This window comes from Pseudonocardia sp. TMWB2A (assembly GCF_017312135.1).
Window position 1 is genome coordinate 6327858 of the sequence record NZ_QKQY01000002.1, and the last position, 14783, is coordinate 6342640.

General features: G+C 74.7%; 13 protein-coding genes. 3 read left to right on the top strand and 10 right to left on the bottom strand.

Annotated elements, in window-relative coordinates; genetic code table 11:
* The first annotated feature begins 37 nt into the window (after positions 1-37).
* Both DMP17_RS44195 and DMP17_RS44200 read left to right on the top strand, forming a co-directional pair.
* Positions 38-688, top strand: a complete 651-nt coding sequence (locus tag DMP17_RS44195) for a nitroreductase family protein (protein ID WP_337832601.1) — start codon at positions 38-40, stop codon at positions 686-688.
* Between the two features lie 19 nt (positions 689-707).
* The gene (locus DMP17_RS44200; protein WP_337832602.1) at positions 708-2264 is read left to right on the top strand and encodes a class I adenylate-forming enzyme family protein; all 1557 of its coding nucleotides are present in this window, start codon (positions 708-710) and stop codon (positions 2262-2264) included.
* Between the two features lie 8 nt (positions 2265-2272).
* Here DMP17_RS44200 and DMP17_RS44205 read toward each other — a convergent pair whose 3' ends face one another.
* From DMP17_RS44205 to DMP17_RS44240, 8 genes are all read right to left on the bottom strand, one after another.
* Positions 2273-3208 (bottom strand): helix-turn-helix domain-containing protein, encoded by a 936-nt coding sequence (locus DMP17_RS44205; RefSeq protein WP_337832603.1) that lies wholly within the window; start codon positions 3206-3208, stop codon positions 2273-2275.
* A gap of 22 nt (positions 3209-3230) precedes the next feature.
* Positions 3231-3701, bottom strand: a complete 471-nt coding sequence (locus DMP17_RS44210) for a CBS domain-containing protein (RefSeq protein ID WP_226355018.1) — start codon at positions 3699-3701, stop codon at positions 3231-3233.
* Complete coding sequence (locus DMP17_RS44215) at positions 3698-4672, bottom strand: NAD(P)/FAD-dependent oxidoreductase (protein ID WP_226355017.1); 975 nt, start codon at positions 4670-4672, stop codon at positions 3698-3700. Before DMP17_RS44215 ends, DMP17_RS44210 begins: the two co-directional genes overlap by 4 nt.
* Complete coding sequence (gene fdxA, locus DMP17_RS44220) at positions 4669-4983, bottom strand: ferredoxin (RefSeq protein ID WP_226355016.1); 315 nt, start codon at positions 4981-4983, stop codon at positions 4669-4671. The genes DMP17_RS44215 and fdxA overlap by 4 nt, the downstream gene beginning before the upstream one ends.
* An 82-nt stretch (positions 4984-5065) precedes the next feature.
* Entirely contained in the window at positions 5066-7225 is a 2160-nt protein-coding gene (locus DMP17_RS44225; protein ID WP_337832604.1) for a molybdopterin-containing oxidoreductase family protein, read from the bottom strand.
* A 129-nt stretch (positions 7226-7354) separates the two neighbouring features.
* Positions 7355-8200 (bottom strand): 3-hydroxybutyryl-CoA dehydrogenase, encoded by an 846-nt coding sequence (locus tag DMP17_RS44230; RefSeq protein ID WP_100880817.1) that lies wholly within the window; start codon positions 8198-8200, stop codon positions 7355-7357.
* Positions 8201-8397: 197 nt separating this feature from the next.
* On the bottom strand, positions 8398-10284 hold the full coding sequence (locus DMP17_RS44235) for a lipopolysaccharide biosynthesis protein (RefSeq protein WP_337832605.1): 1887 nt from the start codon (positions 10282-10284) through the stop codon (positions 8398-8400).
* A 49-nt stretch (positions 10285-10333) separates the two neighbouring features.
* Entirely contained in the window at positions 10334-11527 is a 1194-nt protein-coding gene (locus DMP17_RS44240; protein WP_337832606.1) for a hypothetical protein, read from the bottom strand.
* A gap of 178 nt (positions 11528-11705) precedes the next feature.
* On the opposite strand from DMP17_RS44240, the gene DMP17_RS44245 reads away from it, so the two are divergent.
* Positions 11706-12935, top strand: a complete 1230-nt coding sequence (locus DMP17_RS44245) for an amidohydrolase (RefSeq protein WP_337832607.1) — start codon at positions 11706-11708, stop codon at positions 12933-12935.
* A 6-nt stretch (positions 12936-12941) separates the two neighbouring features.
* On the opposite strand, the gene DMP17_RS44250 is transcribed toward DMP17_RS44245, so the two are convergent.
* Positions 12942-13841: a serine hydrolase gene (locus DMP17_RS44250; RefSeq protein ID WP_337832608.1), complete on the bottom strand. Its 900-nt coding sequence runs from the start codon at positions 13839-13841 to the stop codon at positions 12942-12944.
* Positions 13838-14707, bottom strand: coding sequence for a LysR family transcriptional regulator (locus tag DMP17_RS44255; protein WP_337832609.1), 870 nt, complete (start codon positions 14705-14707; stop codon positions 13838-13840). Before DMP17_RS44255 ends, DMP17_RS44250 begins: the two co-directional genes overlap by 4 nt.
* Positions 14708-14783: the final 76 nt, after the last annotated feature.

The following is a 14783-nucleotide window of genomic DNA, read 5'->3' on the forward strand; positions in this document are numbered from 1 at the left end:
GCTCCAGAACCTAACCATAGATAGGTAGGAGTTGGCGATGGAGCTGACCGAGGCGATGCGCACCGTGGGGACCTGCCGGTACTTCACCGCCGACCCGGTACCGGACGCGGTGCTGCGCCGGGCCTTCGACGTCGCCCGGTTCGGCCCGCAGGGCGGCAACCGCCAGCCGGTCCGCTGGGTCGTCGTGCGCGACGCCGCCCGCAAGCAGGCACTCGCCGACCTCTACCTCCCGATGTGGAAGGCCTACCTGGGTGGGATCGGCGACGGCACCGTGAACGTCGGCGCGCTGCCGAGGACCGTCCGCGACGCCGACCACTTCGCCGAGAACCTCGCGACCGTGCCCGCGATCGTCGTCGTCTGCGCGGAGATCGACGGGCTGCACCCGACCGACCTGGAGCTGGACCGGGTGTCGGTGGTCGGCGGCGCGTCGATCTACCCGACCGTGCAGAACTTCTGCCTCGCGCTGCGCGACCAGGGCGTCGGCTCCGCGGTGACCACGCTGCTCTGCCACCACGAGGCGGCCGTCCGCGAGCTGCTGGAGATCCCGGACGGGGTGCTCACCGCCGCGCACGTCGCGGTGGGGTACCCGGGGAAGGGCTTCCCCTCGTCGCTGAGCCGCAGCCCCGTGGAGGACATCGTCTCGGCCGAGACCTACGGCCGTCCGTTCTTCGCCGCCGCCGGCGTCTGACCGGGCACCGGAGGAGACCGTGGCCGACCTCGCCCCGCACCACCGCACGCTCCTGGGCCGCGCGACCATCGGCGACCAGCTCCGCCGGCACGCGCGCACCCGGCCGGACAAGATCGCGTTCGTCGCCTACGACGCCGCGGGCGTCCGCTCCGAGACCACCTACCGCGAGCTCGACGAGCGCGCGAACCGCTTCGCGCAGCTGTTCACCGCCCGGGGGATCGGGCGCGGCGGCCGGATCGCGTCGATGGCGCGCAACGCGGTCGACGTGGTGGCCGCCTACTACGGCGCGCTGAAGATCGGCGCCGCATTCACCGGCGTCAACCCGCTCTACCGGGAGGCCGAGGTGGCCCACCAGCTCGGGCACAGCGGTGCGGCGCTGGTGCTCGCCGACGACGCGTTCGCCCCCGTCGTCGACGCGGCCCGGCCCGCCGGGGTCGACCGGCTCGGCTACGGCGCGGAGCTGGACGCGCTGCTCGCCGCGCAGCCCGCCACCGAGCCGGAGGTGGACCTCGACGAGAACGACGTCGCCCTGATCGTCTACACCTCCGGCACCGAGGCCGCCCCGAAGGGCGTACTGATCCCGCACCGCAACTACCTCGCGTCCACCGCCCCGGCCTGGGGCTGGGGCCTGGACACCGGGCCGCGCGACACCTGGCTGTTCGTGATGCCGTTCCACACGATCGCCGGGCTCGGGTCGATGACCAGTCTGACCCTGATGGGCGCCACCCTCGTGCTCCCGTCGAGCGCCGACCCCGCGACGGCGCTCGCGGTGATCGGGCGCGAGCGGGTCACGGTGATCGCGCAGACCCCCACCTTCTACATCGCGCTGTCCGCCCAGGACGGCTTCGACCCGGACACCGTCGGCCAGGTGCGGCGCTGCATGACCTACGGCGGGCAGATCCCGCCGCACGTGATCGACGCGTGGTCGGCGGCCGCGCCCGAGGTCCTGTGGGGCACCTACTGGGGGCAGTCCGAGCTGTCCCAGCTCGGCACGGTCGGCTTCTTCCGGACCCTCGACGACGTCCCGGACGGCGACCCGACCTGGATCGGGAAGCCGGTCACCCACCTGGAGATCCGGGTCGTGGACGCCGAGGACCACGACGCCGAGGTGGGTGAGCTGATCTGCCGCTCGCCGTCGGCGATGCTCGGCTACCTGGACGACCCCGAGCGCACCGCCGCCGTCTTCCGCGACGGCTGGGTGCGCACCGGCGACATGGTGCGGATCGACGCCGACGGGAACCTGTTCTTCCACGACCGACTCAAGGACATGATCAAGACCGGCGGCATGAACGTGTCGTCGCAGGAGGTCGAGCGGGTGGTGCACGAGCACGCGGGCGTGGAGCGTGCCGCCGTGGTGGGGCTGCCCGACCCGTACTGGTCCGAGGCCGTCACCGCCTTCGTCGTGGCCCGGCAGGGCTGCGAGCCCACCGCCGAGGAGCTCGTCGCGCACTGCCGGGCCCGGCTCGCCGCCTACAAGGTGCCCAAGGCGGTCCACCTGTTGTCCGAGCTGCCGGTCGACCCGCAGGGCAAGATCCTCAAGCGCCGCCTGCGCACGACGGAGCCCGCACGGTCCTGACCGGCCGGTCAGGACTCCCGGTGCGCCTTCGGGGACCGCCCGAAGCGCGCCCGGAAGGCCCGGCTGAACGCGGCCGGGTCCGGCATCCCCCAGCGGGCGCCGACCGCGCCGACCCCGACGTGGGCGATCTCGGGGCGGCGCAGGTCGGTCCACGCGCCCTGCAGGCGTTCCTCGCGGATGGCCCCGGCCACCGTGGTGCCCTCCTCGGCGAACAGCTTGTGCAGGTAGCTCACCGAGATCGCGCAGGCGGCGGCGACGCCCGCGGGGTCGAGGTCGCGGTCGGTGATGTGCTCGCGGATGTGCCCGCGGGCCCGCGCGACGTGCAGGTTCTCCGGCGCGGACGCGGGCACGGTGCTGCGGACCAGCGCGACGAACACGTCCCCGATGGTCCGTGCGACGGCCTCCTGCGCGGCCAGGGGGACGTCGTCGCCGATCGCCCGGTCCAGCGAGGACAGCAGCGGCGGCAGCATCGCGCCGACGCCGCGACGGCCGTCGAGGGCGACCGCGGTGGCCTCGGCCATCTCCGCCCGGGACAGCGGCAGCGCGCTCTTGGGATGCAGGCAGACCTGGTACTCGAAGCTGTCGGTGGTGACGAAGGTGAACGGCCTGCTGCTGTCGTAGATCACGAACTCGCCGGGGCCGATCACCGCCTCCCGCCCGTCCTGCGCGACGAGTGTGCGGCCACGGCGGGCCAGCGCGATCTGCAGATAGTCCTCGTCTGCGGCACGAACCTGGCGTATCGTCCTGTCGAAGCGGTGTGGAACCGAGGAGATCCGCCGCAGATGCGTACCGGCCACCGACGAGGCGGTGACCCGTCCGGAGACCAACCCGGTGGTGGACGGTGTCACGTCCAGCGCGACGAACTGGTCGCACACCGTCGCGCGCCAGAAGTCCAGCCGGTCGGTCTCGGCCACGGTGGTGGTGTCGATCGTGACCAATGCCATACCCGAGCATGGCACGTCCACGTCACGAACGTGTTGCTCCGATGTGAGGACGTCGTCGCGCGGCACGTTCGGCCGCCCGGGCCCGCACCCCCTCGTCCGTGCAGAAGCCGGCCCCGGACCGCTTGAGGCAGAGCAGGCCGAGCAGCCTGCCGTGCCCGTCGACGACGGCGAGCCGCCTGCGCCCGTCGGCCCGCATCCGGTCGCGCGTCGCGGTCGCCGGCGCGGTGGGGGCGACGGTGCGCCCGGCCAGGGTGCCGAGCCAGCGGATCGGCGCCGCGGCGGGACGGCCGGCGAGGTCGCCGCGCTCCACCACGGCCAGCAGCACACCCCGGTCGACGACGAGCAGCGCGTGCACGTGGTCGTCGCGGAACACCTCCCGGGCCTGGTGCACCGTGGTGGTGCGCCCGCACGTCCGGGGGTGCCCGATCATCGCCGCGCCGGTGCTGCCGGGGACCCACCCCACCCCGGACCGGTCGGGCACCGCGCCGGTCATGCCGCGTCGCTCGAGTGTCCGGGCACCACCGGGAGGTCGGGGCGCACCAGCGGGACGAGGTTGTTGACCGCCAGCGCGGCCTCGCCGAAACCGACCGAGATCAGCCGGACCTTGCCCTCGAAGTCGGTGATGTCCCCGGCCGCGAACACCCGGGGCAGCGTCGTGCGCATCGACCGGTCGACGGCGATGTGCCGGCGGCTCATCCCGATCCCCCAGCTCGACAGCGCCGCGAGGTCGGCCTTGAACCCCAGCGCGGCGACGATCTCGTCGACCCGCAGGGTCTCGACGCCGTCCGGGCCGGACACGTCGACCTCGGAGACGCGGCCGTCGCCGCGGACGTCGTGCACCTCGTAGGGGGTCAGCAGCCGTACCGACGAGGCGCGCAGCTCGGTGACGCTGCGCTCGTGCGCGCGGAACGCGTCGCGGCGGTGCACCAGGGTCACCGACGCCGCGAGCGGCTCCAGGCACAGCGCCCAGTCCACGGCCGAGTCCCCGCCGCCGACGATCAGCACGTCCTTGCCGGTCAGCTCGGCCGGGCGCGGGACCGCGTAGCGCAGCCCGCGGCCCGCGTAGTCGCCACCGGCCGGGAGCGGGCGCGGGGTGAACCGGCCCATCCCGCCGGTGACCAGCAGCGCCCCGGCCCGGATCCGTACGCCGCGGTCGGTGGTGACGGCGACCCCGTCGTCGAACTGCTCCAGGACGGTGGCGTCGTGACCGAGAAGGTAGGTCGGCTCGGCCAGCGCGGCCTGCTCGACGAGCGAGTCGACGAGGTCCTGCGCGCGGACCCGGGGGAAGCCCGCGACGTCGAAGACCGGCTTCTCCGGGTAGAGCACCGACATCTGCCCGCCCAGCTGGTCCAGGGCGTCGACGACGACCACGGACAGGCCGCGGAAGCCGGCGTAGTAGGTGGCGTAGAGGCCGGTGGGCCCGGCGCCGACGACGACCAGGTCGGCCGTGAGCTCCGCGGTCATCGCGGCTTCCGCTGCGTGACCAGTGGGTGGTCGCTGTCTGCCGGGTCGGCGTCCTCGCCACCACCGGAGAACCCCTGCTCGCGCACGAACGCCGCGTTGGCGTCGACGAACGGGAGCAGGTCCGCGGGCATCTTGTGCTCCCAGTGGATGGCCTCGCTGGGGCAGGCGGGCATGCACTTGCCGCAGTCGACGCACTCGTCGGGGTGGATGTACATCATCCGCTCGCCGGGGTAGATGCAGTCGACCGGACACTCCTCCATGCAGGAGCGGTCCTGGATGTCGATGCAGGCCTCGGTGACGACGTAGGCCACGAGTATTTCCTCCGATGTGGACGGTCAGGGTGGGGCACGGCCCGGCCGGGCCGAGAAGGGCGATCCGGCCGGGCCGTGCGACTCAGGCGGTCTCGACCTCGACGAGCGTGTCGGAGAACGTGGGCGCGTTGCCCAGGTCGCCGAACACGGTCGGGTTGACCGCAGCCAGGGTGGCGCCGGCCTTGGAGTTCTTGCGCCAGCCGCCCATCGGGCTCACCACGACCCCGCGGGACACGGTGTCCTGCAGCGACGCGACGACGGTGAACTCGCCCCGGTCGTTGAACACGCGCACCGGCGACCCCTCGGCGATGCCGCGGGCGGCGGCGTCGTCGGGGTGGATGATCAGGGTGTGCTCGTTCGCGACGCGGCGGTGGAACTCGTGGCTGCCGAAGCTCGAGTTCAGGAACGCGTGCGACTTGGGCGTGAGCAGGTTGAGCGGGTAGCGGGCGGCGAGCTCCGGGTCGGACGCGGCGGACTCGCGCGGCGGGATGTAGTGCGGCAGCGGGTCGACCGGCTGGCCGGGCTGGTGGTCGTTGGAACCCTGCCGGAACAGCGGGACGACGAAGTTGCCACCCGCCGCGGCGGCGGAGACGAACTCAGCCTTGCCCGACGGCGTCGGGAAGTTCCCCTCGGCGTGCGGGGCGTAGGCCTCAGGCGGGGCCACGTTGAGCCGCTGCCAGCCCTGCTCCTTCAGCGACTCGACGGTGATCCCCTCCATGTGCGGGTGGGACCAGTCGAACGCCTCGGCGATCATCTCCTCGTCGGTGCGCCGGAAGACCGGGTCGTCGAAGCCCATCGCGGCGGCGAGCCTGCGGAACATCTCGGTGTTCGGGACGGCCTCGCCCAGCGGCTCGATGGACTGGTGGTTGTAGGTCACGAACAGGTGGCCCCAGGAGAACATGATGTCGTCCTGCTCGAGCTGCGTCGTGGCCGGCAGGACGATGTCGGCGTACTCCGCGGTGTCGGTCATGAACTGCTCCGACACGACGGTGAACAGGTCCTCGCTCTCCAGGCCCTTGATCAGCCGGTCCTGGTCGGGCGTCGTGACGACCGGGTTGGAGTTGTAGACCATCAGGCCCTTGATCGGCGGGCCGGCGGGCAGGTCACCGGCGAGCGCGGCACCGAGCCGGTACTGGTTGATGACCCGGGTGCCGGGGGTGAGCATCTCCGGGTGCATGAAGGCGCCCCAGTTGACGGGGAACGCCCACAGCGGCAGCTGCAGGATGCCGCCGCCGGGCTTGCGCCAGGCGCCGACGAGGCCGGGCAGGCAGGACAGGGCGCGCACGGTCTGGCCACCGCCGGCGTGCCGCTCGACGGCGACGCCGATCCGGATGACCGACGGCTGCGCACCGGCGTACTCGCGGGCGAGCACCCGGATGGTCTCGGCGGGCACGCCGGTCTCGGTCTCGGCCCACTCGGGGGTGTAGCGGGAGACGCGCTCGGCGAACTCGTCGTAGCCGACGGTGTGGTTCGCGATGTAGTCGTCGTCGGTGAGGCCCTCGGCGATGATCACGTGCGCCATGGCCAGCGCGAGCGCGCCGTCGGTGCCGGGGCGGATCGCGATGTGCTGGTCCGCGGCGGCCGCGGTGCGGGTGCGGATCGGGTCGACGACCACGACCTTCGCGCCGTTCTTCTTCGCCTTCGCGATGTAGGGCCAGAGGTGCAGGTTGGTGCTCATGATGTTGCAGGCCCACACCAGGATGAACTTGGAGTGCACGAGGCTCTCCGGGTCCACCCCGGCGGTGTCGCCGATGGTCATGGCGTAGGCGGTGCAGGAGCCGGAGTCGCAGTAGGTGCGCTCGGCGACGGTGGCGCCCAGCTTCGCGAAGAAGGGGTCGCCGACGTTGAGGCCGTTCAGGATGCCCTGGGTGCCCAGGTAGCTGACCGGCATGATCGCCTCGGGGCCGTGCTCGTCGGCGATGGCCTTGAAGCGGGTGGCGATCTCGGTGACGGCGTCGTCCCAGGTGATCCGCTCGAAGCGGCCGCTGCCCTTGGGCCCGGTCCGGCGCATCGGGAACAGCACGCGGCCCGGGTCGTACACGCGGTCGAGATAGTTGTTGACCTTCACGCAGAGGCCGCCGTTGGTGTACGGGTGGTCCGGGTCGCCGACGACCGAGGTCGCCGTTCCCGAGCCGTCGACGGTCACCAGCATCGCGCAGGTGTCCGGACAGTCCTGCGGACAGGCGGCCTTGACCACCTTCTCGGTCAGCGGCGTGGCCGGGGCCTCGTGCGTCGCGGTCATGGGGGTGCTCCTCGCCTCGTGGTGGGATGGCGTCGCCCACGAGACTCGTCGCCTGCCGCGCGCCGGTCTTGGCACCAGGAGCACTGACGTTGTCCCGGGGAGCACAATCGCGCCCCCCGGGACGCCCGGTCAGGCGTAGGTGTGGAAGCCCCGCCCGGTCTTCTTGCCGAGCAGGCCGGCGTCGACCATCCGGGCCAGCAGCGGCGGCGGCGCGTACAGCGGCTCCTTGAACTCCGCGTACATCGACTCCGCGACGGCCTGCACGGTGTCCAGGCCGATCAGGTCGGACAGCGCGAGCGGGCCCTGCGGGTGCGCACAGCCGCGGACCAGGCCCTCGTCGATGTCCTCGGCGGTGGCGAAGCCGGACTCCATCATCCGGATCGCCGACAGCAGGAACGGCACCAGCAGCGCGTTGACGACGAAGCCGGCGCGGTCCTGGCAGTCGATCGCCTTCTTGCCCAGGCCGTCGGAGACGAAGCTCCGCGCCCGGGCCAGGGTGTCCTCGGAGGTCATCAGGCTCGGGACGAGCTCGACCAGCGACAGCACCGGCACCGGGTTGAAGAAGTGGATGCCGACGACCTGCTCGGGCCGCTTCGTCGCCACCGCCAGCTTCATGATCGGGATGGACGACGTGTTCGACGCCAGCACCGCACCGGTGTCGGTGACGAGCCGGTCCAGCTCCCGGAAGACGCCGGTCTTGAGCGCCTCGTCCTCGGCGATCGCCTCGACGACGAGCTCCCGGTCGGCCAGCGCGTCCAGCCCCTCGACGACCTCGAGGCGGGTCAGGACCTCCTCGGCGGAGTCGATCCGGCCGCGCTTCTCCGCCCGGGCCAGCGACGACTCCAGGCGGGCCCGGCCCGCCTCCACCGCGGCGGCGGAGGTCTCGACGACCCGCACCCCGTACCCGGCCCGTGCCGCGACCTCCGCGATCCCGGATCCCATCTGACCGCAGCCGACGACGCCTACGCGCTCCATGAGCACCTCGTTCCCTCTGCGCGTCCCGGGATCTCCGGGACGCGGTCGAACCATCGAGACTTCCGTCGGCGGGGGGCGGGGCACAACCCGGCGCGACGACGGGTGCCCGGCCTCACTCCGCCGGTGCGGCCGGTGCGGCGGCCGCGCACGCGTGCGGCGGTCCCGGACACCGCCCCGCTCCGGCGCAGGCCGTCGGCTCAGCGACGGTCGGCCGGGTGCCCCACGGCGCGGGGCGCGTCCCCGCGACCGACGGCGGGCAGCTGCACGGTGGCGTCGTCGGGGAGGCGACGGTGGCCGGTCGCCGCCGGACCGGCGCCGACGGGGCCACCGGGGCCGCGGGCGGCGCCGTCGTGCCTGCCGGTGCCACCGGTGACCACGGGCGGCCCGGTCGGTGCCTCCGGTGCGGCGGGGCCGGTCGGCGCGGCCGGACCGGCGTCGGCCGCGGAGACGGCCGGGTCGGCGGGGTCCGCCGGGGCCGGGCGGTCCGGCCTCGGCCCGCGCGGCGCGCCGCCCCCGCGCAGGCTCCGCACCACCGACAGCTCGGCGGCGAAGCGGCCGCGCAGCACGACCAGCGTGCCGATCGACGCGGTCCCGCCGGCCAGGGCCGCGGCGGCCAGGGTCACCAGGTCGATCCCGAGCGGGCGCACCAGCACCGCCACGCCCCAGGTCGCGGCCACGGTCAGCACCAGCGCCGGGACGTGCTCGACGTACATCCGCAGCACCGCGCCCATCAGACCGGGCGAGACGCGTGCGGAGAACTGCAGCATCACCAGGAAGTGGACGACGATCGCCAGCGACGCCCCGGCCGCGACGCCGACCAGGCCCCACAGCAGCCCGCCGGTCACGGTGAGCACGACGACGTAGCCGGCGTAGAGCCACTGCCGCCAGGCCGCCCGGTAGACGGCACCGGTGGCCCGGGTCAGCGAGGTGCTGATCTTGTACGAGGTGCGCGGCAGCAGGACCAGCGCGAACAGCTGCACCAGCGGCACGACCTCGTCCCACTGGGCGCCGAGCAGCACCCGGACGACCTCGGGGGCGAGCACGCAGAGCAGCACCGCGGCCGGGGCGGTGACCAGGGCGACCAGGCTCGCGCTGCGCACGTAGGCGGCGCGCAGGCGGGGGCCGTCGTCGCGGACCCGGGCCATCGCCGGGAACAGTGCCTTGTCGGCGGCACCGCCGATGATGTTCGCGGGTTCGGAGAGCAGGTTGTAGGCGCGGCCGTAGACACCGAGCGGGCCGGTGCCCAGCGCGTTGGCGACGACGAGCTTGTCGGCGTTGAGCGCGAACCAGTTGCCGAGCTGGGCGATGGAGAACCCGGCGCCGTAGCCGAGCAGCGGCCGCAGCCGGCCCCAGCTCGCGGTGGGCCCCTCGGGGCGGAACCGCGGCCGGGTCAGCGCGAGGTAGCCCGCGCACTTGGCGACGGCGGCGGCGATCTCGCCGAACGCGAGCGCGGAGGCGCCGAACCCGGCCGCGGCCAGGACGACGCTGACCCCGATCAGCGCCGGACCCGCCGCGAGCAGGTCGACCGTCGCCATCGAGCGGAACCGCAGGTCACGCTGGAGCAGGCCGAGCGGGGTCGCCGAGGCCCCGGCGAACAGCAGCGCGATCGACAGCAGCGGCAGCAGCGCCGAGTCGGCCGGGAGCCCGACGAGCGGGCTGATCACCGGCGAGCCGAGGGCCAGCACCGCGGCGAACACCGCCGCGACCAGCACCGAGAACCAGAACGCCGCCGTCACGTCGCGGTCGTCGAGGTCCTTGCGGTGCACCAGGGAGGCGGCGACGCCGAGCTGGGTCACCAGCTGGGTCAGCCCGACGATCAGCAGCGCGGCCGCGGCCGCACCGAACTCCTCCGGGGTGAGCAGGCGGGCCAGCGCGACGGTCGCGCCGATCTGCAGCACCGCCTGTCCGACGGTGCCGGTGAACGCCCACGCGAACCCGCGCGCGGTCCGCGCGGTCAGCGACGACCCGGACGATGCCGACGGACCCGTCCCGCCCGGCGGGCCGGGGGCCGGTGCGGGCTCCGGGGGCACGGGCCGCAGCGGCCGGGTCGGGTCGTCGGGCAGGTCGCCACCGGGTCCGGTCACGCGGGTCCTCCGGTCGTCGGGGCGGGTCGGCGCGTCGGGGGTCGCGCCGTCAGTGCCGCTTCCCGCGGAGTGCGGGATGCAACCGCCCGACGGTACCGAGGGCGCTGAACCAGGCGAGCTGGGTGGCCCCGCTGTGCGCGGCCTCGCCCCGGCGGGGCTCGGCGAGCAGCCGGGCGCGGCGCATCCCGGAGATCGCCGGGTGGAACACCGAGTTCCCGACACCACGGGTCAGCACCAGGTCGGGCAGCCCCTCGACCGAGGCGCGGTAGGCCGGCGGTACGCCGCGCAGGCTCCAGCAGTTCGACCAGGCCGGCGGCTCGCCCGGGTAGTCGAGGACGAACTCCAGGTCGAGGACCTTGAGCCCGGCCCGCTCGTCCCACACCAGGTTGTGCGGGGACAGGTCGAGCACGAAGCGGCCACGCTCGTGCAGGTCGCGGCAGAACCGCAGCAGCGTCCGCACGACCTCCGGGCGCAGCTGGGCGAGCTCGCCGGGCAGCCGGCGCACGACGTGCCGACCGGTGTCGCCGTAGAACGGGGTGAGCAGCCAGTTCGGGCCATGCTCGAGCAGCTCGGGGACCTCGGGCAGGTCGCCGAGCTCGAGGCGGGCCCGCAGCTCGCGGCCGTAGGCCTCGTGCGCCCCGGGCCGGAACACCTTGCACACCGACGGCCCGTGCAACGGGTGGTGGACCAGTGCGACGCGCGCGCGGAACCCGGGCGAGGTACCGCCGAGCATCCGCACGACCGGGAAGGGCATCGCGCACCGGCGGCCGAGGTCCTCGACCGGTCCGGCGATGCGGTGCAGGATCCCCGGGTCGCCGAGCGCGTCGAGCAGGGCGAGGGCGTGCTCCGGCGACGACGACGCCTGCACCGGCAGGAAGTGGTCCCGCGGTGGGACGCGGCGCAGGACCCGCTTGTCGGTGTAGTCCAGGACGGCGGCGACCCGGTCGGCGACCGCCCGCACGCCCGACGTCCCGACCGGGGCGACGACGTCGCAGGCGACGATCAGGGCGTACGGCGCACCGGACGGGACCGGGCGCGACGCCGGGGCGGGCAGCGTGCCGCGGACCCGGGCGACCTGCGCGTCGTCCAGGACGACGACGTCGAGGATCTCCAACCCGCGGGCGACACCGGCGACGGCCTCGTCGAGCAGGGGCGCCGCCGCCGACCGCACGACGAACACGGCCAGACCGCGCCAGCGGTCGGCCGCGGCCCGTGCGGTGGGCCGGACCTCCTCGAGGGTCACCGACTCGTCCCGAAAGGTTGCGCCATGAGCGAATGATAGGACCCCCTTGAACAAACGGTTAACTCGACCGGTCCTGTGGTTGTCCCCGGGATGGCGGATTCACCGGTCCGTGTGACGGCATTGGAGGGACCTCGTCCGGCCCAGCCGGCCCCGGCACCTGCCGCCTAGGTTCACTCGTGTGAGCAGCGCCGAACTCGCCGACCTGTACCGCGACCTGCACCGTCACCCCGAGCTGTCCTTCGCCGAGATCCGCACCGCGGGCATCGCCGCGACCCGGCTGCGCGACGCCGGCTACGACGTCACCGAGGGGGTCGGACGCACCGGTGTGGTCGGGGTCCTCCGCAACGGCGACGGCCCGACCGCACTGCTGCGGGCCGACATGGACGCGCTGCCGGTCGCCGAGGACACCGGCCTGGACTACGCCAGCACCGTCCGCGCCACCGGCCGCGACGGGGAGGAGACCGCCGTCGCCCACGCCTGCGGGCACGACATGCACGTCACCTGCCTGGTGGGCGCGGCCGCCGAGCTGGCCGCCGCCCGCGACACCTGGCGGGGCACGCTGCTGGTGGTGTTCCAGCCCGCCGAGGAGTTCGGCGCCGGCGCCGACGCGATGCTCGACGACGGCCTGTTCGCCCGCTTCGGCACCCCGGACGTCGTGCTGGGCCAGCACGTCGCGCCGCTGCCCGCGGGGCTGCTGGCCCTCGCCGCCGGACCGGCGTTCGCGGGCAGCGACACCGTGCGGGTGACCCTGCACGGCTCCGGCGGGCACGGCTCGCGCCCGGAGACGACGGTCGACCCGGTGCTGCTCGCCGCCGCGACGGTGCTGCGCCTGCACACCGTCGTGCCGCGGGAGGTGGCCGCGACCGAGACCGCCGTGCTCAGCGTCGGCATGCTGCGGGCGGGCACGAAGGAGAACGTCATCCCCGACTCCGCCGAGCTGGGCCTGACCGTGCGGTCCTACACCCCGGGCGTCCGGGACCGGGTGCTCGCCGGGATCGAGCGCACCGTGCGCGGCGAGGCCGCGGCCTCCGGGGCGCCGACCGACCCCGAGGTCCGGCTGCTGGAGTCCTTCCCGCCGGTCGTCAACGACGCCGACGCCGCCGAGCGCACCCGGGCCGCACTGGCCGCGGTCACCCCGCTCCCGGTCGTCGACCCGGGGCCGGTCACCGGCAGCGAGGACGTGGGCCGGTTCGCCGTCGCCGCCGGGGTGCCGTGCGTGTACTGGCTGCTCGGCGGGGCCGACCCGGCCGCGTTCGAGGGCGCGGGCACCGTCGCGGAGATCCGGGAGCGGACCGCGGCGCTGCCGTCGAACCACTCCCCCCGCTACGCGCCGGTGGTCGAGCCGACGCTGTCGGTCGGCGTCGCGGCGCTGGTCGCGGCGGCGCGGGAGTGGCTGCCGGCCGGCTGAACGGGATCAGAGGGCCGGTGCACGCAGCGCATGCACCGCGACCCGCGCGGCGGCCCCGATCGCCGCGTCCGCGCGCGGGACGGCGGCGTCGCTGCGCGCGGCGTGGGTGTAGACGGCGACGGCGACCGGGTGCTCCCCCGGGTAGGTCACCACGCCGACCTCGTTGCGGACCGCGCCGACCGTGCCGGTCTTGCCCGCCACCCGCGCGGCCGCGGGGAACCCGGCGCGCAGCCGGTGCGGCCAGATCTGGGCGCCGAGCACCCGGCGGGCGAACGCGGTGGACCCGTCCGAGGCGAGCTCGCCGCGCCACAGCAGCCCGAGCAGCGCGGTGGTGTCCGCCGCCGTGGTGGAGGAGCCGTAGACCGGGCTGAGTGCGCGGGTCCGCACCGGCACGTCGTTGTCGGCGAGCACCCCGAAGGCCGCGGCGACGTCGTCGGTACCGGTGTCGGCGAGCAGGTCGGCGAACACGTCGTCGGTGCCGCCCCGGATCCGGGTGCCGGTGAGCCCCAGCTCGGCGGGCAGCGCGGCCACCCGGTCGCGCCCGACCCGGGTGTGGACGACGTCGGCCGCGGCGTTGTCCGAGGCCGTCACCATCGAGGTGACCAGGTCCCGCCAGCTCATCGTCACCGGGTCGGCCAGCGCGGAGATCCCGGTGATCCCGGGCGTGCGCCGCACCGGGACGACGACGGGCTCGCGCGGGTCGATCGTGCCGGCGTCGACCGCCCGGCAGTACGCGACCAGCACGAACACCTTGTAGACCGAGGCCATCACGACCGGCACGTGCGCGCCGACACCGACCTCGCGCGCCGTCGGGCGGGTCCCGTCGCCGGTGACCGGGCGGGCGTGCAGCCAGCCGCGCACCCCGGCGTCGCGGAACACCGCGCGGACCTCGGCGGACGGGGTCACGCGCCCTCCCGCAGCGCGTCGGCGAGCGCCCCGACCAGGCCGTCCGGGACGCCGTCGCGGTGCACCACCCGGACCCGGTAGGGCACCGGCTCCCCCGCCACCGGCCTGCGGACCACGCCCTCGCCGGCGAGGCCGGGATCGGCGGTGAGGAGGAACGCGGCACCGGTCGCGACCAGCGCCAGCGCCTCCGCCGGGGACGCCGCGTCGGCCGGGCCGGCCGGGCACCCGCGGGCGTCGAGGGTGTCGAGCAGCAGGTCGTGGGCGGCCGGGGCGTGCGCCCGCGGCGCCGTGGCCGGTGCCGTCCCGCGCAGGGTGCGCAGCACCACCGGCCCGGGCCCGGCCGCGGCGGGGTGGCCGGCGGGCAGCAGGACCTCGGTCGGCAGTGCGACGACCGGCCCGGCCCGCGCCGACTCCAGCACCGTCGGGTGCGCGACGACGGCGACGTCCACCGTCCCGTCCGACACCGCGTCGACCAGCGCGACGGTGGTCGCCACGGTGGGCGCGACCCGCAGGCCGGTCGCGGCGGCGGCGCGGACCGCCAGCCGGGCGGTGGCGGCCGGGCCGAGGTCGGCGACGACGCCGAGCCGCAGCACCCGGGCCGCCTCCGCGTGCCGGGCGGCGGCGCGGCCGAGCGCCTCGGCGTCCTCGATCAGGGCACGGGCGCGGGGCAGCAGGTCGTGACCGGCCGCCGTCGGGGAGACGCCGCCGGGCCCGCGGTCGAACAGCGGGGTGCCGAGCCGGGCCTCCAGCCGTCGCAGACCCTGGGACAGCGGCGGCTGCGTCATGCCTAGCCGGGCGGCGGCCCGCCCGAAGTGCCGCTCCTCGGCGACGGCGACGAAGAACGTCAGGTGCCGCAGCAGGTCCACCGGCCTCGCCCCATATCGAACGGCTATCACACGCGAAGCACGATCGTATTCGCGCTATCGGCCCGGATGCGACACG

What these genes read in the sequence shown, in the direction of transcription:
- DMP17_RS44195 (WP_337832601.1), top strand. Translation starts at nt 38, where the DNA reads ATGGAGCTGACCGAGGCGATGCGCACCGTGGGGACCTGCCGGTACTTC.
- DMP17_RS44205 (WP_337832603.1), bottom strand. Translation starts at nt 3,208, where the DNA reads ATGGCATTGGTCACGATCGACACCACCACCGTGGCCGAGACCGACCGG.
- DMP17_RS44210 (WP_226355018.1), bottom strand. Translation starts at nt 3,701, where the DNA reads ATGACCGGCGCGGTGCCCGACCGGTCCGGGGTGGGGTGGGTCCCCGGC.
- DMP17_RS44215 (WP_226355017.1), bottom strand. Translation starts at nt 4,672, where the DNA reads ATGACCGCGGAGCTCACGGCCGACCTGGTCGTCGTCGGCGCCGGGCCC.
- DMP17_RS44225 (WP_337832604.1), bottom strand. Translation starts at nt 7,225, where the DNA reads ATGACCGCGACGCACGAGGCCCCGGCCACGCCGCTGACCGAGAAGGTG.
- DMP17_RS44230 (WP_100880817.1), bottom strand. Translation starts at nt 8,200, where the DNA reads ATGGAGCGCGTAGGCGTCGTCGGCTGCGGTCAGATGGGATCCGGGATC.